Source organism: Streptomyces montanisoli, from assembly GCF_017813245.1.
Classification (GTDB): Bacteria; Actinomycetota; Actinomycetes; order Streptomycetales; family Streptomycetaceae; genus Streptomyces; species Streptomyces montanisoli.
The window spans coordinates 1-19,017 of sequence record NZ_JAGIQL010000131.1; the positions used below are offsets into that span (position 1 = coordinate 1).

A 19,017-nucleotide genomic window follows, 5' to 3' on the forward strand; every position below is an offset into this window, starting at 1 on the left:
CGGCGCGGCGTGCGCGGGCCGGGCGGCGTGCGCGGGCTGGGCGGTCTGCGCGGCCTGAGTGGCCTGCGCGGTCTGCGCCACCTGCGCGGCGTACGCGACATGGGCCGAAACGGTCATCGGCGAAACCGTGGCGGTCGCACACGGTCATCCGCTTAACACCTTCCGATCCGATCCTTAACGCAACCCTAAGGAACACCGGGTCCCGCCCGATACGCCGGATCTCCACGCGCCGCGACGGCTAGCGTGGGCGGTGCGCCCGGTCAGCGGGCGGCGCCGGACACCGGCGTCGGCGTCCGGCGCCGGATGCCGGCCCGGACGTCGGCCCCCTCATGCGTCGGCCGCCCCCCACCGGCCGACCCACGGGCGCCCCGGCCCGACCACTTCCCCCCCACCGGGCCGGGGCGCCCCCGCCCGCGGGGCTTCGGCGGCTCAGGCGGGCCCCGGCAGGCCGTTCGCGCGGATCACGTCCGCGTACCAGTGAGCGCTGGCCTTGGGGATGCGCCGCTGGGTCGCGTAGTCCACGTACACCGCGCCGAAGCGCTTCGAATAGCCGTACGCCCACTCGAAGTTGTCCAGCAGCGACCACAGGAAGTACCCGCGCACGTCCGCGCCCGCGTCCAGCGCCCTGCGCACCGCGGCCAGATGGCCGTGCAGGTAGGCGATGCGCTCGGGGTCGTCCACGCGCCCCTCGGGCGAGACGTAGTCGTCGAAGGCCGCGCCGTTCTCCGTCACCATCAGCGGCAGGCCCGGGTGTTCCCTGTGCAGCCCCATCAGCAGCTCGTACAGGCCGTCGGGGTCGATCGCCCAGTCCATCGCCGTGCGGCCGAGGCGCTCAGGAAGGTGGAAGACGACGTCCTCCGAGCCCGTCCACGGCGAGTGGTCGCTCGCGCCGTGCCCGCCGTGGAACCGCTCGCGGCCGGTGTCCTCGGCCTCCGGCGCCGAGACGACGGTCGGGGTGTAGTAGTTCACGCCGAGCAGGTCGATGGGGTGCGAGATGGTGGCGAGGTCGCCGTCACGCACCAGCTCCCCCCAGTCCACGACGCGTGCGGTGTCCGCGAGCAGGTCCTCCGGATAGGCGCCGTCCAGCACGGGCCCGGTGAAGACGCGGTTGCCGACGGCGTCGATCCTGCGCGCCGCCTCCGCGTCCGCCGCGCCGCTGGTGAGCGGACGCACCTGGTGCAGGTTGAGCGTCAGGGACAGCCGCGCGTCGGAGGGCAGCGTGTCGCGCAGCACCTCGACGGCCCTGCCGTGCGCCAGGTTGAGGTGGTGCGCGGCGCGCAGCGAGGCGGCCGGGTCGGTGCGGCCCGGGGCGTGCACGCCGGAGCCGTAGCCGAGGAACGCCGAGCACCACGGCTCGTTCATCGTGGTCCACATCGGCACCCGGTCGCCGATCGCCCCCGCCATGATGGCGGCGTAGTCGGCGAAGCGCTCGGCGGTGGCGCGGGTGGGCCAGCCGCCCGCGTCCTCCAGGTCCTGCGGCAGGTCCCAGTGGTAGAGGGTGGCGACGGGCGTGATGCCCGCGGCCAGCAGCTCGTCCGTGAGGCGGCGGTAGAAGTCGAGGCCGCGCTCCACGGCGGGACCGCGCCCCGTGGGCTGCACGCGCGTCCAGGAGATGGAGAACCGGTAGGCGGTCAGGCCGAGTTCGCGCATCAGCGCGACGTCGTCGCGGAAGCGGTGGTAGTGGTCGGCCGCGATGTCGCCGGTGTCGCCGTTGCGTACCCGGCCCGGTGTGTGGGCGAAGGTGTCCCAGATGGACGGTGTGCGGCCGTCCTCGGCGGCGGCGCCCTCCACCTGGTAGGCGGCCGTCGCCGCGCCCCAGGCGAATCCGGTGGGGAAGGGCGCCGTCGCGGCGGTGTGTCCGGCGGCGGCCGTGGCGGTGCGGGGACGGACACCGGTCTCCGGTTGCAGTGCGGTCATGTCGGGAGCGCTCCCATGCGAGGCTTGTCGGGACGGGGTGTGCGAGGCGGGGACGAGTCCGGGGACGAGGCGACGCGCGGCCGCCGGCGACGGTGTGTCACCGGCGGCCCTGCGGTCAGCCCTTGACGGCGCCGGACATGATGCCGCCGACGATCTGCTTGCCGAACAGCACGAAGACGACGAGCAGCGGCAGGGCGCTGATCAGGGCGCCGGCCATCACGATGGACTGGTCGGGTGTGTACGACGCGCTCAGCTGGCCGAGCGCGACCTGGAGGGTGGGGTTCTGCTGGTTGAGCGCGAGGTAAGGCCAGAAGAAGTCGTTCCACGCCTGGACGAACGTCAGCATGCCGAGCACCATCATCGCGGGCCTCGCGACCGGCAGGACGATGCTGTAGACGATGCGGAAGTTGTTGGCGCCGTCGACCTTGGCCGCCTCGATCAGCTCGTACGGCAGCGCTTCGAGCAGGTACTGCCGCATGAAGAACACACCGAACGCGGACACCAGCGTCGGGAAGATCACCGACTCCAGGTGCCCGCCCCAGCCGATGTTCGACATCATCATGAACAGCGGCACGACGCTGAGCTGCGGCGGGATCGTGAGGGTGGCGATGACGGCGGTCATCAGCCAGTTCCTGCCGCGGAAGCGCATCTTGGCGAACGAGTAGCCCGCCAGGGTGCAGAAGAACAGGGTGGCCGCGGTGATGCAGCCCGACACCACGATGGTGTTGAGGATCGCCTTGCCGAGGTGTGCCTGCTGCCACGCGGCCGACAGGTTGTGGAAGAGACGCCCGCCCGGGACGAGCGGCGGGGTCGCCGCGAGCACGTCGTTCTGCGTGTGCGAGGCCGCGACGAGCGTCCAGTACAGCGGCAGGATCGAGATGAGCCCCGCGATGATGAGGACGACGTACGTGACGGGGCCGGCGTGCAGTTGGCGTCCCGCGCCGACACGGAGCCGGCCGCGTGCGGTGCGGGCGGCGGGGCTTGTGGTGGTCATGGCGGAGGACTCCCTCAGGCGGCGGACTTGCGAACGAGGCGGCCGACGAGCAGGTTGATGCCGGCGATGATCAGCAGGAGGGCGAGCATGGCCCAGGCGACCGCCGCGGCCGGCCCCAGGTGCCCGAGACCCCAGCCGTAGTGGTAGAGGTACACACTGAGCGTCTCGTACTGGTTCTCGTTGCCGCCGGTGGCACCGAGGGAGCCGCCCTCGAGCAGCAGCGGTTCACCGAACAGCTGCATGGCGCCGATCGTCGAGATGACGATGGTGAACAGGATCGTGGGCCGCAGGGACGGGATCGTCACCTTGCGGAACTGCTGCCAGCGGGACGCGCCGTCGATCGCGGCGGCCTCGTAGAGGTCGGTGGGCACGGCCTGCATGGCGGCGAGGTAGATCAGGGTGTTGTAGCCGGTCCAGCGCCAGATGACGATGGCCGAGATGGCGATCTTGGACGTCCAGTGGCCGTTGGCCCAGTTGGTGTGGCCGAGACCGATGAAGTGCAGCAGCCAGTTGAGGATGCCGCCGTCGGCACGGAAGACGAGCGCGAAGACGAGCGCGGCAGATGCCACCGAGGTGGCGTACGGGGTGAGGATGAGCGTCCGGAAGAACGTGCTCGCCCGCAGTTTGTAGTTGAGGAGATGAGCGAGCCCCAGCGCCATCAGGAGCTGGGGGACGGTCGAGATGACCCCGATGACGAAGGTGTTGGCGACCGAGGTCCAGAACTCGGAGTCGTGCAGGATGGTGTCGAAGTTGCCCCAGCCCACCCAGCTCATCTGGTCGAGCCCCGTCATCTCGACGTGGTGCAGGGCGATCCAGCCGGTGTAGACGAGGGGGAAGAGGCCGAAGGCGCCGAAGACGAGGAAGAACGGCGCGATGTACGCGTACGGCGACGCCTTGTCGTCGAACCGCCACAGCCGGCTGCGCCACTTCCCCCCGCGGCCTCCTGCCGCGCGCGGGGGAGCGGGCCGGCGGGGCGGCGGGATGTGCGCGTCCCGGGTGGGTGTCGTGGTGGCCACGGTCGGAGTCCTTGTCCTTGGGGAGTGTGGGTGGGCCGGTCGCGCCGCGGCGGCCGCCGGGGCCGGGGGAGCGGCCTGACGGCGGCCACCGCGGCGACCGTGTCCCGGCACCGTCACGGAGCCGGGACGCGGTCAGGGCCGCCGGGGCCGGGCCGAGCCGTCAGCCGACGATCTTCTCGATGTTCTTGGTCGCCGCCGCCCACGCGTCGGCCGGCTTCGTCCCGCGCTGCTCCATGTTGTTGATCTGGTCGGAGAACGCCTTCTTGATGTCGGCGTCCTTCGGGCCGAGAACCGCCACCGGGATGGACGAGGCCTCCTGCGCGTAGATCTTGCCGATCGGCGCGTTGTTGAAGTACGGGAGCTTCCCGTTCTGCACGTCAGGCAGGCTGTAGGCACCCTGGTTGGACGGGAACAGGCCGGCCGCCTTGAACACCGCGGCCTGCTGCGCGGGCGACGTCAGCCACTTGGCGAGGGCCGCGGCCTCCTTCGTGTGCTTGCCGGCCTTCGGCACCGCGAGGAACGAGCCTCCCCAGTTGGCGGCCGCGGTGCCGGGTGCCTTGGCGATGTCCCACTTGCCCTTGTAGCTCGGGCCCGCGTACGTGGCGATCTGCGCGGCCATCCACGCAGGGCACACCACCGTCGCCATGGTGCCCTTGCGCAGGGCCGTCTGCCATGCGGGGTCGAACTGGGGCAGTCCCTGCGTGAGCTTCTCCTTCGCGGCCTGCGCCGCCAGGTCCCAGCCCTTCTTCACGCTGGGGCTGCTCTTGTAGACCGGCTTGCCGTCCTTGTCGTAGTACTGCTCGGTGCTGGAGCTGACGACGGCGTTGTACATGGCGCTCGCCGAGTCCATGAAGTACGTGCCGCTGGGCGCGTTCTTCTTGTACTGCTCGCCCAGCTTGAGGTAATCGTCCCAGCCGCCCGCGACGAGCTTCGCGACCTGGTCGCGGTCCGTCGGCAGCCCCGCCTTCTTGAACAGGTCGCGGTTGTAGCACAGGGACATCGGGCCGATGTCCGTGCCGGCTCCGATGATCTTGCCGTCGTCCGTCGTGGCCTGGGCCTCCTTCCACGACACCCAGTCGGACGGCTTGATCGTCTTGCTGAGGTCGACGAAGGAGTCCGCCTTGGTGTCGACGACCTCCTTGATGCGGCCGACCTCGATGCCCGTCACGTCACCGAGCCCGCTGCCCGAGTTCAGCTCCTGAAGCAGCTTCGGGTAGTAGTTGGCCTCGTCCGCGGTGACGTTCTCCTTCACCGTGATGTTCGGGTGGAGCTTGTGGTACTTGGCGAACAGGCCGGCCTCCTTGTAGCCGAACTGCCCGTAGTCCGCGACGGTCAGCGTGATCTGCCCGTTCGCCGAGTCGGAGCCCGAGCCCCCGCTGTCGGTGCCGCTGCTGCAACCCGTCAGCAGCAGCGCGGAGGCGGTGAGGGCCGAGGTCGCGACGACCACGGCGCTCCTTCTGCCTCGGCGGCTGCTGACGGTGCGGGTGATGCGCATTCCACTACTCCTTGTTCCGGGGAGGAGGACTTGTCCGGGGTGACCCCGGCGGAGGCCGGCGCGGGGCCGGCGGCGGGCCGGCGCGTGGCGAACCGGCGTACGGTGACTGGGAGCGCTCCCAATCCGGTGCTGCTCGAAGACTCACGCCAAAAGGGGCGCAGTGTCAATACTTGAAGTCGCTTCCGTTGCCGGAGCGTGTCCTTGCGCGCGTGGTGGTACCCGCACGTACGTGGTGGACCATGACCGGGAGGCATCGGCCACAATGGGGCGGCCCCGTCCGCGCGAGGCTCGCGCAGAGCTGGAAGGTGAACGATGAGTCGAGTCGCGAAGAACCCGGCGTCCAGGGGTTCAGCCCGCCCGACCCTGGAGGCCGTCGCGGCGCGCGCCGGGGTCGGCAGGGGCACCGTGTCCCGCGTGGTCAACGGTTCGGAGGGGGTGAGCGCCAAGGCGCGTACGGCGGTGCAGAAGGCGATCGCCGAGCTGGGGTACGTGCCGAACAGGGCGGCGCGCACTCTCGTCACAAGTCGAACGGACTCGGTCGCGCTGGTGATACCCGAGGCCGAGACGCGCCTGGTCGCGGAACCGTACTTCTCGGACACCATCCGGGGCGTGACGGCCGGCCTCGCCGACACGGACATGCAGCTCCTGCTGATCCTCGTGCGGACCGCGAAGGAGCGGGAACGCCTGGCCGCGTACCTCTCGGCTCAGCGCGTGGACGGCGTGCTGCTCGTCTCCGTGCACCGGGACGACCCGCTGCCGAACCTGCTGGAGACGATCGACATGCCGGCGGTACTCGGCGGCAGGCGCTCCGACCGCGAGCCGCTGAGCTACGTCCACGCGGACAACGAGTCGGGCGCGCGCGCCGCCGTCGAGCACCTGCTCGACCGCGGGCGGCGCGCGATCGCCACGATCACCGGGCCGCTGGACATGGAGGCCGCGCGCGCCCGCCTCGACGGCCACAGGAAGGCGCTCGGCGCGGAGCCGCCCGACGCGTCGCTCGTCGCCCAGGCGGACTTCACGGAGGAGGGCGGCATCCGCGCCATGCGGGCGCTGCTGGAGCGCAGGCCGGACGTGGACGCGGTGTTCGCGGCGTCCGACGTGATGGCGGCCGGCGCGATGCAGGTCCTGCGCGAGGCGGGGCGGCGGGTGCCGGAGGACGTCGCGGTGGTCGGCTTCGACGACTCGATCGTGGCCCGCCACACGGACCCGCCGATGACGAGTGTGCGCCAGCCCATCGAGGAGATGGGCCGCACGATGACCCGGATGCTGCTCGACGAGATCGCCAACCCGGGCCTGCCCCACCGCCACGTGGCACTGGCGACGGAGCTGGTGGTACGAGAGTCGTCCTGACGGAGGCGGGTCCCCCGCGGGCCGGGGGCGGCCTACGCACCCGTCCGGTCTGCCGCGAACACCGCCGCCAAGGGCGCCGCCCAGCCGAGCAGTCGCTCGTCCGCATCCGGCCGGGCGACGCACCGCGCGCCGGGCGGAAGACCGCCCGGCGCGGCCGCTCGCCGCGTGCACGCCCGTACGCCTCGCGGGTCACGGCGCGGCCCTCAGACGGCGCCGGGAGAGCCGGAGCCTTCGAGGAAGCCGAGCAGCACGACCGCCTCCGCGCGCAGGTCCGCCACCCGGGCCGCGTGCTCGGGCGCGGCCAACTCGTCCGCCGCGCTGAGCCGTTCGGCCGCCTCGGCCCGCAGGATCCCGGCCATGTCGTCCTCGCCGAGCTCGCGCCGCGGAGCCTCCACCGCGCCCGCGCCGATGGCCGAGCCCTCGATGGCCCCCGCTCGCGGCGCCCCGTCGATCGGGACGGCCCCGGCGTTGTCCAAAGCGGCGAGCGCCGACCTGATGGCACGCACCGCCACCTTGTCGCGGGCGCGCATCGCCTCGGGCAGGGCCTGGCGCAGTCGTACGTCGAGAGACATGGTGGGGACGGTACGTACCGGTGTGCGCGGCGCGCAACGGGTTATCGCGGCGGCGTGCCGGCCGCGGCGATGGGCGGCCGGTACCCGAGGCGACCGCGCGTGGCGGCCAGCAGGATCAGGGCGGCCGCGACCGAGGCGACGAACAGGGCGTGCGTCGTGGCCGTCGGGGCGAGGTGCGGGAACATCCCCGACCAGGCGATGGAGAGGTAGTTGTTCACCCCGGTGTGCAGCAGCATGGCGATCGGCAGGCTCTCACCGCTGCGGTTGAACACCCACGTCATCACGAAACTGAACGCGACGGTGGTGACCACGAAGACCACCGGCTGCCGCCATGTGACGTCGGGCCAACCGCCCCACTCGGTCAGGAACAGCGGAAGGTGCCAGGCGCCCCACAGCGGGCCGACGATCAGAGTCCCGGTCAGCGGTCCGTAGCGGCGCTGCAGGCGGGGCATCGCGAAGTCACGCCAACCGGGCTCCTCGGCAAGGCCGGTGGTGACCATCTGCAGCAGCAGACCCGGCACGTACGCCGTCAGCACCGCTGCGCTCGGCAGCACCGGGCCCGCCCCGGCGAGCGCGACGGAGGCGATGGTGAGGGCGGCGGGCGCCGCGACGATCACGCCCGCGTACCAGCGCCAGTTGACGCGCCACTTCGCCAACCGGCCCGTCCAGGCGCGCAGTCCGGGACGGCCGTCGGTGATGGCGGTGACGGCGAACGCCGACAGGATGGGGCCGAGGTAGGCGCCGGGGAGCACGCCGAGCAGCTGCGTGGTGCCGAGCGCGGAGGGGAAGGCGAAGTGGGCGATGCCCAGGCCGTTCTCGGAGAGCACGTACGGCGTCCATGCCAGCCAGCTCAGGACGAACGCCATGAGGAAGAACGAGGTCAGTGGGGCGCGGGCGATGCGCCCGCGCAACCCCGTACGGCGGTGGGGGCCCGCGGCGGCGCCTTCGGGGCCGGTGACATCCGGCGGTCCGTCGCGGAGTGGCTCTGACGGTGTGTTGACGGGAATGCGGCTGCCCACTGGATGCGTCCCTTCGGCGGTGGCTGAGCGACGCGTTCAGCACACCACCCGGGGGAGGTCCGAGGCATTGCCGCACACTCCCCGACCGGGGGTACAGCAGGCTGTACCGGCCCGGAGGCCGCGCCCGGAGGTCACACCCGCCGGCGCGCGTTCTCCAGGTAGTGCAGGACCGCGGCCACGCGCCGGTCGAGACGGTCGGTGGGCGACAGGTCGAGCTTGGCGAAGATGCTGCGGATGTGCTTGTGCACCGCGCCGTCGGTCACGACGAGGCGCTCGGCGATGGTGGTGTTGCCGAGGCCCTCGGCCATCAGCGCGAGCACCTCGCGCTCGCGCGGGCTGAGGCGTTCGAGACGCGTGTCGTGGTGCGAGCGCGTGAAGAACTGGGCGACCACCTCGGGGTCGATGGCGGTGCCGCCCTCCCGCACGCGCCACAGCGCCCGCAGGAACTCCTCGACGCGCCCCACCCGCTCCTTGAGCAGGTAGCCGAGCCCCCCGACGCCCCCCGTCAGCAGCTCGGTGGCGAACGTCTGCTCCACGTACGCGGACAGCACGAGGACGCCGAGCCCCGGCTGCCGGCGGCGCGCCTCGACGGCGGCGCGCACGCCCTCGTCGGTGTGCGTCGGCGGCATGCGTACGTCGAGGATCGCGACGTCCGGCTCGTGCTCCGCGATGGCGGCCAGCGCGTCCTCGGGGTTGTCCGTGGTGGCCACCACGTCCAGTGACTCGGCGCGCAGCAGCAGGGCGAGGCCCTCGCGCAGCAGCGGGTCGTCCTCGGCGATCACGATCCGCATGGGAGGTCCACCTCAAGGATTGTGGGGCCGCCCGGCGGGCTGGCCACGTCGAGCGTACCGTCAAGTGCCGCCACCCGGCGTCGGATACCGGTGAGGCCCGAGCCGCCGTCCTCCAGCGCGCCGCCCCTGCCGTCGTCCTCGACGCGCAGCCGCAGCCGGCCGCCGCGGCCGACAGCCGTGACGGCGCAGCGCCGGGCGCCGCTGTGCTTGGCGACGTTCGTCAGCGCCTCCGCCACGACGAAGTACGCGGTCGCCTCGACGGACGCGGCGCAGCGCTCCGGCACGTCGACGTCCGTGGTGCACGGCACAGCGCAGTCCGCGGCGAGCCCCGAGAGCGCGCCGCCGAGCCCGCGGTCGGCCAGCACCGGCGGCAGGATGCCGCGCGCGACGGTACGCAGCTCCGCCAGCGCCTGCTCGGCGGCCGCCTGGGCGCGTTCGAGCAGCTCGTCGGCGGCCGCGGGATCACGGGCCACCATGCGGCGCGCGGCGCCGATGAGGACCGTGACGGACACGAGCCGGTTCTGGGAGCCGTCGTGCAGCGAACGTTCGATGCGGCGCAGTTCGGTGGCGTGCGCGTCCAGGGCGGCGGCCCTGGTGGCGGTCAACTCGGCGACGCGCAGGGACAGGTCCGTCTCCGCTCCCGCCGCGAGGAGCCGGCGTCCCGGCCGCGCCTGGAGCGCCGCCATGCCCGACGCGAGCCCGAGGATGATGGCGATCCAGCCCACGCCGAGCAGGCCCGCCGCCAGGGCGTCGAGCCAGGAGTTCGCGGTGCCGATGCCGATGGACGTGCTGGTCGAGCCCTGGGGCGCGAACTTCCACCACAGCGGGAACGTGATGTCGCGTACGGCGGCGAACGGCAGCAGCACCCCGGCGAGGCCGAGCAGCAGCCCTCCCGTGGCATGCACGACGAGCCACCGCGCCTCGCGCCGCGTGCCGGGGTCGCGCACGGCCCCGCGCAGCCCGCGCGGCGCCGGACGCGGCGCGACGACCTCGGGCCCCCAGCGGCCCAGCCGCCGGCGCTCCCGCCGCGCCAGCGCGTGCAGCGTCCGCAGCGCGAGGGGCGCCACCAGCAGCCCCACGCCCACCAGGCAGGCGACCGCGGTGACACCCAGGACGGCCAGGACCGCCAGCGCGAGCAGCGCCGTGCCGAACCCGCCCGCGAGGTGGCCGAGCGCGGAAAGCGAGGCCGAGACGGCCTTGACGACGGTGCCGGTGCCTTCGGCCGTCCGGCCACCGGCCGCGGCGCGCTGCCGAGCCACCACGCGCACCTCCCGCGTCCACGGGCCGGCTCGCGACCGCCGTGCCCCGTCTCGCCCCGGACGGGCGCCGCCGCCCAGTATCCACGGTGAGGGCCGGGGCGTGCTGCGCCGGTGATCAGCGGCCTACGGCTCCCACGGTCAGTGCGACCGGGTCCCCGCGGCGCCCACGCTCAGTGCTCCCCGGCCCCCGTGAGGGCCTCGCGGCGGAAGCGGGCGGGTGACACGCCCGTCGCCGATCGGAACGCCCTGCTGAAGGCGGACTCGGACCGGTACCCGACGCGCGCCGCGACGGAGACCACCGTCGCGTCGTCCGCCGTGAGCAGATGGGCCGCGGTCATCAGCCGCGCCTGGGTGACGAACGCGCCGACGGTCATGCCGGTGCTCTGCCCGAAGCGGCGCAGGAAGGTGGCCCGGGACATCGACGCCGCGCGGCGCATCCGCTCGATCGACCAGTCGTCCCCCGGCGCCTCGAATATCCGCTCTATCAGGGACGCGATCGTCGCGTCGCCCGCCGCCGTCCACAGGGTGGCGTTGGTGTTCGCGCCCCGCGCGGTGCGCAGGACCATCGCGAGGAGCGCCGTGCACAGGCCCGCCAGGATCGCCGCCGTCCCGTCGCCCTCGCAGTGCGCCTCCGAGCGCATCAGCGCGCTCAGCGTCCCGAGCACGTCGGCGCTGTCCGGCGACCGGCCGAACGAGACGTGGATCGGGTCGGGGAGGCTGCGGAACAGCAACGCGCCGCTGCCCGCGCCGAACCCGTAGCGGCCGCAGAACAGATCGCTGACCTCCGGGCCCCCGCGCTCGCTGCGCGCCGTCAGGAAGGCCGCGCCGCTCGTCACCTTCGTCCCCTGCGGTGTGCCGTCGCCCGGTGTGACGATGCGGTGGGGCGCCCCGCTGGGGACGACGACGACATCGCCCGGGCCCATGTCGAGCACCTGTTTTCCGATGTGCAGCCGGCACGAGCCTGCGAGCAGCACGTGGAACGGCGCCTCGCGCCCGGCGCGTGCGGGGGAGTCCATACGGGTCGCCGGGCCGACGAGGCAGCGCATGTCGAGGCTCGCCTCGACGCGGGCCAGGCGGAGGAGGTGGCTGAGCGTGTCCATCTGATACTTCCGGGCTGGAAAGTGATACGCAAAGCACTATTCGTACCAATCGATCCGAGGGAAGCTCAAACTCATGGAAACCACGACCGAAGCTCTCTCGGCCGATGTGCTCGTCATCGGCTTCGGCAAGGGCGGCAAGACCGCCGCACACGCGCTCGCCGAAGCGGGCAGGCGTGTGGTCCTCGTCGAACGGTCCGCCCACATGTACGGCGGCACCTGCCCGAACGTGGGCTGCGTCCCGTCGAAGATGCTCGTCCACTACTCGAACGCGAAGCGCCTCGAGGACGAAGCGCGGGAGTACTTCGCGAAGTCGGTCGCCGGAGTACGCGCGCTGACCAGCGCCTTCCGCGCCGGCAACCTCGAAGCGATGAACGGCCACGAGACCGCGACGGTCATCACCGGCGAGGCGAGCTTCGTCGACGAGCATACCGTCACCGTGGGCGCGGGCGAGGACCGCATCACCGTCACCGCGCCGACGATTCTGATCAACACGGGCTCGGAGCCGGTCATCCCCGCGATCCCGGGACTTGCCGAGAGCAGCCACCTGGTCAGCAGCACCGACCTGATCGAGAACGACCGGCTGCCGGCGAGCCTCGTCATCGTCGGCGGAGGCTACCTCGGCCTCGAATTCGCCTCCATCTACCGGCACTTCGGCGCCGAGGTGACCGTACTGGAGGCGGCCGACCGGCTGTTGCCGCGCGAGGACGAGGACATCGCGCTCGCCGCCACCGAGATCCTCGCAGGCGACGGCATCCGCATCCTCACCGGCGTACGCGTCACGGGCGTCAGCGACAACGAGGACACCGCGACCGTCTCCTACGAGAAGGACGGCCGGACGCTGACGGTCGACGGGCACGCGCTGCTGCCCGCCACCGGGCGGCGGCCCGTGACCGACCACCTGAACCTCCAGGCCGCCGGCGTCCGCACCACCGCGCGCGGCGCGATCGAGGTCGACGAGCACCTGCGCACCAGCCGCCCGCACATCTACGCCCTCGGCGACGTCAACGGCGGCGAGCAGTTCACCTACGTCTCCTTCGACGACGCCCGCGTGGTGCTCGACCAGCTGCTCGGCGAGGGCAAGCTCCAGCGCACCGTGACCGACCGGGTCGCCGTGCCGCACACGCTGTTCATCACGCCGCCGCTGGCGACCGTCGGCCTCAAGGAGACGCAGGCACGCGCCGAGGGACGCAAGATCAAGGTGTCCCGCGAGAAGGTCGCCGACATCGTCGCGATGCCCCGCGCCTACACCGTCGAGGAGACGCGCGGCGTATGGAAGTTCATCGTGGACGCCGACACCGACCTCGTGCTGGGCGCGGCACTCCTGACCATCGACGCGCAGGAGATCATCAACACCGTCGCGCTCGCGATGCGCCACGGCATCACGGCGACCCAGCTGCGCGACTCGATCTACACCCACCCGAGTTCCACCGAGGGACTCAACGAGGTGTTCGACAAGGTCCTGCCCGAGTGAACGTTCCGCTCACAGGTTGAGAAGAGTCGCCACCAGTTCGCGGCGGCTGCGGACACCGGTCTTCGCGAAGACGCTCTTCAAGTGGTCCTGTGGTCCTGCATGGTGGCCGCGGTGATGAGCAGTTCCGTCGCGATGGCCCGCGAGGGCAGACCGGCGACGATCCTCGCCAGGACGTCGCGCTCGCGCGGCGTGAGCCCGTACGCGAGCAGCGGGACCTCGGCGACGTCGGCGGGCGGCGCCGGGGGCATCGTCACGGCGAGCGGCCCCGGGCCGGGAGCGGCGTCGGCGGGTGCCCGGTGGACGGTCCGTCGCAGGGCCGCGGCAATCGGGGCGGACAGCCGCCGCGGAATGTCGACGTCTGCCGGGGTGAAGTCGGGCCGCCCGCCCCCGCGGAACAGGGCTACGGCGCCCCAGCGCCGGCGGTCCACGACGAAGCCCGCCCGCAGCTCGTGGCGCGCGCCGATCATCGGGAGCACGGCACGGTAGCGGTGGCTGGTCTTCGGGTCGCCGCCGGTGGCTGGTCTTCGGGTCGCCGCCGGTGGCCGCGCCGAGCGTGCCCGCTGTCACGCCGGCGCGTGCGAGCGCCGCGAACTAGAGGACATCGTCCACCGGATACTCGTCGTGCACGGCGGCCGCCGCCGCTTCCGGTGTGAGCCCGGCACTCACGTCGTCGGTGATCAGCAACGTGGTGGGGTCGATCGCGCCGAAACGGTAGGAGTCGGCCGGGACGAGCCGCGTCAGCGGCTTGGCGACCCGGCGCCGCAGCTCCCGTGAGCCGAGGTCGAGACGGCAGACCGCCTCGATGTCGCGCACGGTCTCGCGCCGGGCCACCGGGGAACTCGCGGTATCGAGTCCGACGGTGAGCATGCTCGGCGACATGCTGCGACATCGTTCTTCCGGACCGAGGGTAGGAATCCGGGCCGCCCTCGTCGCGGGCGGCGTTCCCCGAGATCGACGCCGAAGCGGTCAGGGCCGGTGTCTGTCGACGTCTGCCTGCTCGACTACGGCCGCACGGCCGGGCAGGTCTACCGCGCCGCGCTGTCGGGGAAGGACTACGACATCGTGGTGATCGGCGCCGGCGTCAGAATGGACCCCGCGCTCACCGCGCCATTCCAGCGGTGGTGGCCCGAACGGGGGCCACTGGTCCAGTACTTTGGTGGGGCTCATCCACCAGCGCTGGTGGGCGGCAAGGAAGAGGTGCGAAGGCATGAGTGCGGGCGAGGCCGTCGGCGAGACCGGGACGGAAGGGGCCGGCCCGGCAGAGGCGTCCGCTGCCGCGTCGGACAGGATCCAGGGGGGAGTCTCGGCGGAGCGCCTGGTGCTGTTCACCGACGCGGTGACCGCGATCTCCATCACCCTGCTGGTCCTGCCGCTGGTGGACCTCGTCCCGGAGGCGGCGTCCGCCCACGAGAGAGCCAGCGAGGTGATCACCGGTCACCTCGACCAGATCTGGAGCTTCCTGCTCAGCTTCGCGGTCATCGCCAACGTCTGGCGTGAGCACCACCGGGCCTTCTCCTCCGTCTCGAGGCTCACGCGCTCGCTGACGATATGGAACATGGGATGGCTGCTCTCCGTCGTCGTGCTTCCCCTGCCGACGGAGATGATCGGCACGTTCGGCGCCCGCGACCGATTCGTGGTGGCGTTCTACTACGCGACGCTCCTGGCCGGCATGGTCTGCCGGCTCGCGATGCTGCGGATCCTCAAGACCACCCCGGCACTCCTGGAGGAAGGCAGCGAGGCGGCACGCCGCAGGGCGGGGGACCAGTACACCGAGAGCTACCGCAACGTCCTCGCCCTGGCCGTCGCCTTCGTCATCGCGCTCGCCGTGCCCGTCCTGCAGTACTACAGCCTGGTGCTGCTCGCCGTCCCGCCGAGGCTGGCGCGCCTCCAGCGGCGGCGAGCCGCCCGCTGACGAGGCGCGTGGCCGGACACTCGTACTCCGGGCGGCCGGCCGGCTGCCGCAGCGCTCAGGGAGTCCGCGGCGCCGGTGCTCCGGTCGCGATCAGGATGAACTGGGCGTAGGAGTCGGCGTTCATGAGGGAGCGGCGACCCATTGCGTACCAGTTGGTGGCCTTGCCGGGCACGTCCTTGCCGGCGTAGGAGTTCGGATCCCCCACCTTCCGTTCGTCGAGATGCTCGGTCTCCAGTTTCGCCGCTGTCTCGGCGTCGTGGTTCTTCATGCCGTCGGCGACTCTGTCCTTCACCAGCTCGTCGTCCCTCGGGCTGTACTGGTAGTCGAGGGTGCCCGCGAAACGGTGGCTGGCCTCGTGCACGATGTACCAGGGGGTCTGTCCTGGCTTCAGAAGGTGGATGGGGCCTGAGCGCTCGAAGAGGGCCGGCGGGGTCTCGTGCCTCATGTTGGGGCCCCGGAACCTTTCGCCGAGGTTCTGCTCGACCCACCCCTGGGCGCCGAGCGGCCCCTGGTCGGCGGAGGCGAGCGCGATCTGCAGGCCGTTTGCGTCGAGTCCCTGCTTGATGCGCCGGACGACGTCGCTCACATGACGTACGAAGTCCGCGCGCTCCGGGGCCGACGCCGCCCGGAAGGCCGGGAACCCGGATTGCAAGCCCGTCAGCAGGGCACCGGCCGGTTGACCGTTGCACTGTTCGAGCATGGCCAGTGCCTGCGCGACGTACCTCTTGGCCTCGACGAGCGCCGCGCGCGTGGCTTTTTCCCGGCTCTCGAATTCTTCCTGGGGGACTTTGCCCTTCGCGGAGAACACGGCGTTGCTGCTGCTGTGGACGGACCGGGTCGCCTCGTCATACCGGTCCCCGATGATCGGCTTGTCCTGTCCCTGGATGCCGAGCTCGCTGGAGCTGCGGATCTCCTTGCTCTCCTGGTTCTGCCAGCTGTGCATATGGCCTACCCCGTGCCCGCTGTAGCTGGCTCCTGGCATGAAGTCCCAGACCGCGCGCTGGACCGCCAGACCTGCCCGGGCGGCCGTGGCCCGTGGCGCCGGCCGGCGTGTGCCGAGGGCCTTGGCCACGGCCGCGTTGCCCGCCTGGCTCTGCAGGGTCGCCATCCAGTGGGCGTCCGCCGAGCGTGACGCGCCGACCGCCGCTGTCTCTTGCGCGTCCGCCGGCCGTTGCCGTGATGCTCGCGCGTGCACGTGACTCCCCTTCGATCGGACTCGCCAGGAGTCAAGGAAAGCACAGCGCGAGCAGAGGCGTGCCACAAGGCGGGGCACGGTGTGGCCGGCCGACGCAGCAGAAGCGCCCCCGACCCGCGGAATCGCAGGTCGGGGGCGCTTCCCCGAAGGGTGAGTGACGGGACTTGAACCCGCGGCCCCCTGGACCACAACCAGGTGCTCTACCAGCTGAGCTACACCCACCATGACCGGCTCGATCTTCCGACCGGCCGAGAAAAAGTGTACAGGGTCCGCGGGGGTGCTCGTGCCCCCATTAAGGATGGCGACTCCCGAGTCGACGGTGGCGCCTCGCCGGCGCGTCAGGACGGGGCGACCACGTGTTTCGCCGCGATGCGCTTCGCCGTGTCCGAGTCCGGGCCGGGGTCCGGTACGAAGACCGCCTCGCGGTAGTAGCGCAGCTCGGCGATCGACTCGCGGATGTCGGCGAGCGCCCGGTGGTTGCCCTTCTTCTCCGGGCTGTTGAAGTACGCCCTCGGGTACCAGCGGCGCGCCAGTTCCTTGATCGACGAGACGTCGACGATGCGGTAGTGCAGGTAGCCCTCGAGCTCTGCCATGTCCCTGGCGAGGAAGCCGCGGTCCGTGGCCACCGAGTTCCCGCACAGCGGCGCCTTGCCCGGCTCCTTGACGTGCTCGCGCACGTACGCGAGCACCCGTGCCTCCGCGTCCGCCAGGGTCGTACCGTCCGCCAGCTCGTCGAGGAGGCCCGAGGAGGTGTGCATCGCGCGCACCACCTCGGGCATCGTCTCCAGAGCCCCGTCCGGCGGGCGGATCACGATGTCCACCCCTTCGCCGAGCACGTTCAGCTCCGAGTCGGTGACCAGCGCGGCCACCTCGACGAGTGCGTCGTTCGCCAGCGAGAGCCCGGTCATCTCGCAGTCGATCCACACCATTCGATCGTTCATGCGCCTCACCCTACGGCGCGCTCCGCTGCCCGGGCAGGCCCGGACGCCCCGAGCCCGCCGCGTACAGGTCGGAACCCGGCTTGTCCGCGTCCGCGGGCGCCGCGCCGTTGCCGCCGGGCACCGGACGCCGCGACTGGGCGGGGACGCCGGGCTCGCCCTGCGCCTGGCCCTGCGCCGGGCCCTGGCCCTGTACCTGGCGCGCCTCCGGCGCGTCGCCCTGCGGCCGCCGCGCCCGGTAGGCGGAGCGGTACGCCGCCGGCGACGAGCCGAGCTGTCGGCGGAAGTGGCCGCGCAGCGCGACCGGCGAGCGGAACCCGCAGCGGTTCGCGACCTCGTCCACCGAGTAGTCCGACGTCTCCAGCAGACGCTGCGCCTGGAGCACCCGCTGGGTGATCAGCCACTGCAGCGGCGCGCTGCCGGTGAGCGACCTGAACCGGCGGTCGAACGTCCTGCGGCTCATGTACGCGCGGGCCGCCAGCGTCTCCACGTCGAACTGCTCGTGCAGGTGCTCCAGCGCCCAGGCGACGACCTCGGCGAGCGGGTCGGAGCCGATCTCCTCCGGTAAAGACCTGTCCAGGTAGCGCTCCTGCCCGCCGCTCCTGCGCGGCGGTACCACGAGCCGCCGCGCGAGCGCGCCGGCGGCCTCGGAGCCGTGGTCCGTGCGGACTATGTGCAGGCACAGGTCGATTCCGGCCGCGGTGCCCGCGGACGTGAGCACGTCGCCGTCGTCGACGAACAGCTCCCTCGGGTCCACGTGGACCGACGGGTACCGCTTGGCCAGCGTCGGCGCGTACATCCAGTGCGTGGTGGCGGGGCGGCCGTCGAGCAGTCCCGCGGCGGCCAGCACGAACGCGCCCGTGCACAGGCCGACGATCCGCGCGCCCTCCTCGTGCGCCCTGCGCAGCGCCTCGAGCGCCTCGGGCGGTGGCGGCGCGGTGATCGACCGCCAGGCCGGCACCACGACCGTGCCGGCCCTGCCGACGGCGTCGAGGCCGTAGGGCGCGGACAGTTCGAGCCCGCCGGTGGTGCGCAGCGGGCCGTCCTCGCCCGCGCACACCAGCAGGCGGTAGCGCGGGACGCCGGCGTCCTGCCGGTCGATGCCGAACACCGAGAGCGGGATCGAGCTCTCGAAGATGGGACCGCCGCTGAAGAGCAGCACTGCGACGACTTCCCGGCGGCGACGCCCGGAAAGCTTCCGTACTGACTCCTGTGTTGCGGTGGAGTCCTGGCTCATGGCGCTAAGCCCCCCTCGGTGTTCGCGTCTCCCCGTTCCTGTCCGGCCTCTCGCTCCTGCACGATTCCCCTCGGTCTTGCACGGATCCCCGGCCTTCGATGCTCATGATCGAATCTACTGTGTTCCGTGGTGCCGGCGTGACCAGATCACCAGTCGCCGTTATGTCGACATGGCAACTTGGCGTGAAGCATTCGATCACGAAGCGTTGCACTCGCGAGCCCCTCAGGGAAGTACGCCTTTGGCCCATGGCCCGTCCCGGCGGGCGGGATTGGCCGGACGAAAGACGTTCGTGCCTGGTGGCGCGCGGGTTGGCGGGTGATTTCGCCAAGGATTCGGCAAGGTCCAGAAGTTGGCTGAAAAGAGTCGGGTGAGCAGGTGTGAACTGCTCAATCCCCCGGAGTGCGTCGATCAAACGCGTGTGAGCCCTCGTGCATTGGTGCGCTGGTCCGTGCCCCCTTGTGCGCCCCCGTGCGCCGGGGGCCGGGTGCGCGCTCCCGCCGCGACGCGGCCGTCTCGGCGCGGCCGGATCCGTACACCGGGGCCGCCTGGGAGCCTGCGGGGCGCCGGGGACGGTTCAGCAGGAGCCGGCACCCGGCGGCCACGGCGGCGAGGCACGCGGCCGTGGCCACGCCCGCGCGCGGGGCGCCCGCACGGAACGTGCCGTACGCGGTGAGTACGAGCGGGGCCGGCAGGCAGCACGCGACGATCCACCGCAGCAGCGCGTGCGCGCCCCGGACGCGCGTGCGCGCGG

General features: G+C 72.1%; 17 protein-coding genes and 1 tRNA gene. 3 read left to right on the forward strand and 15 right to left on the reverse strand.

The window, feature by feature from the left end; translation table 11 throughout:
- Positions 1–429 precede the first annotated feature (429 nt).
- From JFN87_RS25025 to JFN87_RS25040, 4 genes are all read right to left on the reverse strand, one after another.
- On the reverse strand, positions 430–1,917 hold the full coding sequence (locus tag JFN87_RS25025) for a glycoside hydrolase family 1 protein (RefSeq protein ID WP_209343375.1): 1,488 nt from the start codon (positions 1,915–1,917) through the stop codon (positions 430–432).
- A gap of 115 nt (positions 1,918–2,032) precedes the next feature.
- On the reverse strand, positions 2,033–2,911 hold the full coding sequence (locus tag JFN87_RS25030) for a carbohydrate ABC transporter permease (RefSeq protein WP_209343376.1): 879 nt from the start codon (positions 2,909–2,911) through the stop codon (positions 2,033–2,035).
- 14 nt (positions 2,912–2,925) lie between these two features.
- Positions 2,926–3,927, reverse strand: coding sequence for a carbohydrate ABC transporter permease (locus JFN87_RS25035; protein ID WP_209343377.1), 1,002 nt, complete (start codon positions 3,925–3,927; stop codon positions 2,926–2,928).
- Positions 3,928–4,087: 160 nt separating this feature from the next.
- Entirely contained in the window at positions 4,088–5,422 is a 1,335-nt protein-coding gene (locus JFN87_RS25040; RefSeq protein WP_209343378.1) for an ABC transporter substrate-binding protein, read from the reverse strand.
- 312 nt (positions 5,423–5,734) lie between these two features.
- Between JFN87_RS25040 and JFN87_RS25045 the strand changes: the two genes are divergently transcribed.
- On the forward strand, positions 5,735–6,772 hold the full coding sequence (locus JFN87_RS25045) for a LacI family DNA-binding transcriptional regulator (RefSeq protein WP_209343379.1): 1,038 nt from the start codon (positions 5,735–5,737) through the stop codon (positions 6,770–6,772).
- A 203-nt stretch (positions 6,773–6,975) separates the two neighbouring features.
- Here the strand turns inward: JFN87_RS25045 and JFN87_RS25050 are convergent, their stop codons facing one another.
- The 5 genes from JFN87_RS25050 to JFN87_RS25070 form a co-directional block, all read right to left on the reverse strand.
- On the reverse strand, positions 6,976–7,344 hold the full coding sequence (locus tag JFN87_RS25050) for a GatB/YqeY domain-containing protein (RefSeq protein ID WP_245181263.1): 369 nt from the start codon (positions 7,342–7,344) through the stop codon (positions 6,976–6,978).
- Between the two features lie 41 nt (positions 7,345–7,385).
- Positions 7,386–8,243, reverse strand: coding sequence for a CPBP family intramembrane glutamic endopeptidase (locus JFN87_RS25055; RefSeq protein WP_372449283.1), 858 nt, complete (start codon positions 8,241–8,243; stop codon positions 7,386–7,388).
- A gap of 251 nt (positions 8,244–8,494) precedes the next feature.
- Positions 8,495–9,154: a response regulator transcription factor gene (locus JFN87_RS25060; protein WP_209343380.1), complete on the reverse strand. Its 660-nt coding sequence runs from the start codon at positions 9,152–9,154 to the stop codon at positions 8,495–8,497.
- A complete protein-coding gene (locus tag JFN87_RS25065) occupies positions 9,142–10,416 on the reverse strand; it encodes a sensor histidine kinase (RefSeq protein WP_209343382.1) in 1,275 nt (424 codons plus the stop codon). The genes JFN87_RS25060 and JFN87_RS25065 overlap by 13 nt, the downstream gene beginning before the upstream one ends.
- Before the next feature lie 167 nt (positions 10,417–10,583).
- Positions 10,584–11,513: a cupin domain-containing protein gene (locus JFN87_RS25070; protein ID WP_209343384.1), complete on the reverse strand. Its 930-nt coding sequence runs from the start codon at positions 11,511–11,513 to the stop codon at positions 10,584–10,586.
- A gap of 73 nt (positions 11,514–11,586) precedes the next feature.
- Between JFN87_RS25070 and JFN87_RS25075 the strand changes: the two genes are divergently transcribed.
- On the forward strand, positions 11,587–12,984 hold the full coding sequence (locus JFN87_RS25075) for a dihydrolipoyl dehydrogenase family protein (protein WP_209343386.1): 1,398 nt from the start codon (positions 11,587–11,589) through the stop codon (positions 12,982–12,984).
- 77 nt (positions 12,985–13,061) lie between these two features.
- Here JFN87_RS25075 and JFN87_RS25080 read toward each other — a convergent pair whose 3' ends face one another.
- Positions 13,062–13,451, reverse strand: a complete 390-nt coding sequence (locus JFN87_RS25080; protein ID WP_209343387.1) for a helix-turn-helix transcriptional regulator — start codon at positions 13,449–13,451, stop codon at positions 13,062–13,064.
- A gap of 124 nt (positions 13,452–13,575) precedes the next feature.
- Positions 13,576–13,863, reverse strand: coding sequence for a hypothetical protein (locus tag JFN87_RS25085; protein ID WP_209343389.1), 288 nt, complete (start codon positions 13,861–13,863; stop codon positions 13,576–13,578).
- Between the two features lie 328 nt (positions 13,864–14,191).
- On the opposite strand from JFN87_RS25085, the gene JFN87_RS25090 reads away from it, so the two are divergent.
- Positions 14,192–14,896 carry a TMEM175 family protein gene (locus JFN87_RS25090; RefSeq protein WP_245181271.1) on the forward strand — a complete coding sequence of 235 codons (705 nt, stop codon included), beginning with the start codon at positions 14,192–14,194 and terminating at the stop codon, positions 14,894–14,896.
- Positions 14,897–14,951: 55 nt separating this feature from the next.
- On the opposite strand, the gene JFN87_RS25095 is transcribed toward JFN87_RS25090, so the two are convergent.
- The 4 genes from JFN87_RS25095 to JFN87_RS25110 form a co-directional block, all read right to left on the reverse strand.
- Positions 14,952–16,004: a hypothetical protein gene (locus tag JFN87_RS25095; RefSeq protein WP_209343391.1), complete on the reverse strand. Its 1,053-nt coding sequence runs from the start codon at positions 16,002–16,004 to the stop codon at positions 14,952–14,954.
- A gap of 236 nt (positions 16,005–16,240) precedes the next feature.
- Positions 16,241–16,313 (reverse strand) — tRNA-His (locus JFN87_RS25100).
- Between the two features lie 116 nt (positions 16,314–16,429).
- The gene (gene orn, locus JFN87_RS25105; RefSeq protein ID WP_209343393.1) at positions 16,430–17,032 is read right to left on the reverse strand and encodes an oligoribonuclease; all 603 of its coding nucleotides are present in this window, start codon (positions 17,030–17,032) and stop codon (positions 16,430–16,432) included.
- 10 nt (positions 17,033–17,042) lie between these two features.
- Positions 17,043–18,266, reverse strand: a complete 1,224-nt coding sequence (locus JFN87_RS25110) for a GlxA family transcriptional regulator (protein WP_209343396.1) — start codon at positions 18,264–18,266, stop codon at positions 17,043–17,045.
- Positions 18,267–19,017 lie beyond the last annotated feature (751 nt).

Coding starts and splice junctions, on each gene's coding strand:
- JFN87_RS25025 (WP_209343375.1), bottom strand. CDS start 1,917: ATGACCGCACTGCAACCGGAGACCGGTGTCCGTCCCCGCACCGCCACG.
- JFN87_RS25030 (WP_209343376.1), bottom strand. CDS start 2,911: ATGACCACCACAAGCCCCGCCGCCCGCACCGCACGCGGCCGGCTCCGT.
- JFN87_RS25040 (WP_209343378.1), bottom strand. CDS start 5,422: ATGCGCATCACCCGCACCGTCAGCAGCCGCCGAGGCAGAAGGAGCGCC.
- JFN87_RS25045 (WP_209343379.1), top strand. CDS start 5,735: ATGAGTCGAGTCGCGAAGAACCCGGCGTCCAGGGGTTCAGCCCGCCCG.
- JFN87_RS25050 (WP_245181263.1), bottom strand. CDS start 7,344: ATGTCTCTCGACGTACGACTGCGCCAGGCCCTGCCCGAGGCGATGCGC.
- JFN87_RS25060 (WP_209343380.1), bottom strand. CDS start 9,154: ATGCGGATCGTGATCGCCGAGGACGACCCGCTGCTGCGCGAGGGCCTC.
- JFN87_RS25070 (WP_209343384.1), bottom strand. CDS start 11,513: ATGGACACGCTCAGCCACCTCCTCCGCCTGGCCCGCGTCGAGGCGAGC.
- JFN87_RS25075 (WP_209343386.1), top strand. CDS start 11,587: ATGGAAACCACGACCGAAGCTCTCTCGGCCGATGTGCTCGTCATCGGC.
- JFN87_RS25080 (WP_209343387.1), bottom strand. CDS start 13,451: ATGATCGGCGCGCGCCACGAGCTGCGGGCGGGCTTCGTCGTGGACCGC.
- JFN87_RS25085 (WP_209343389.1), bottom strand. CDS start 13,863: ATGTCGCCGAGCATGCTCACCGTCGGACTCGATACCGCGAGTTCCCCG.
- JFN87_RS25090 (WP_245181271.1), top strand. CDS start 14,192: ATGAGTGCGGGCGAGGCCGTCGGCGAGACCGGGACGGAAGGGGCCGGC.
- JFN87_RS25095 (WP_209343391.1), bottom strand. CDS start 16,004: ATGGCGACCCTGCAGAGCCAGGCGGGCAACGCGGCCGTGGCCAAGGCC.
- orn (WP_209343393.1), bottom strand. CDS start 17,032: ATGAACGATCGAATGGTGTGGATCGACTGCGAGATGACCGGGCTCTCG.
- JFN87_RS25110 (WP_209343396.1), bottom strand. CDS start 18,266: ATGAGCCAGGACTCCACCGCAACACAGGAGTCAGTACGGAAGCTTTCC.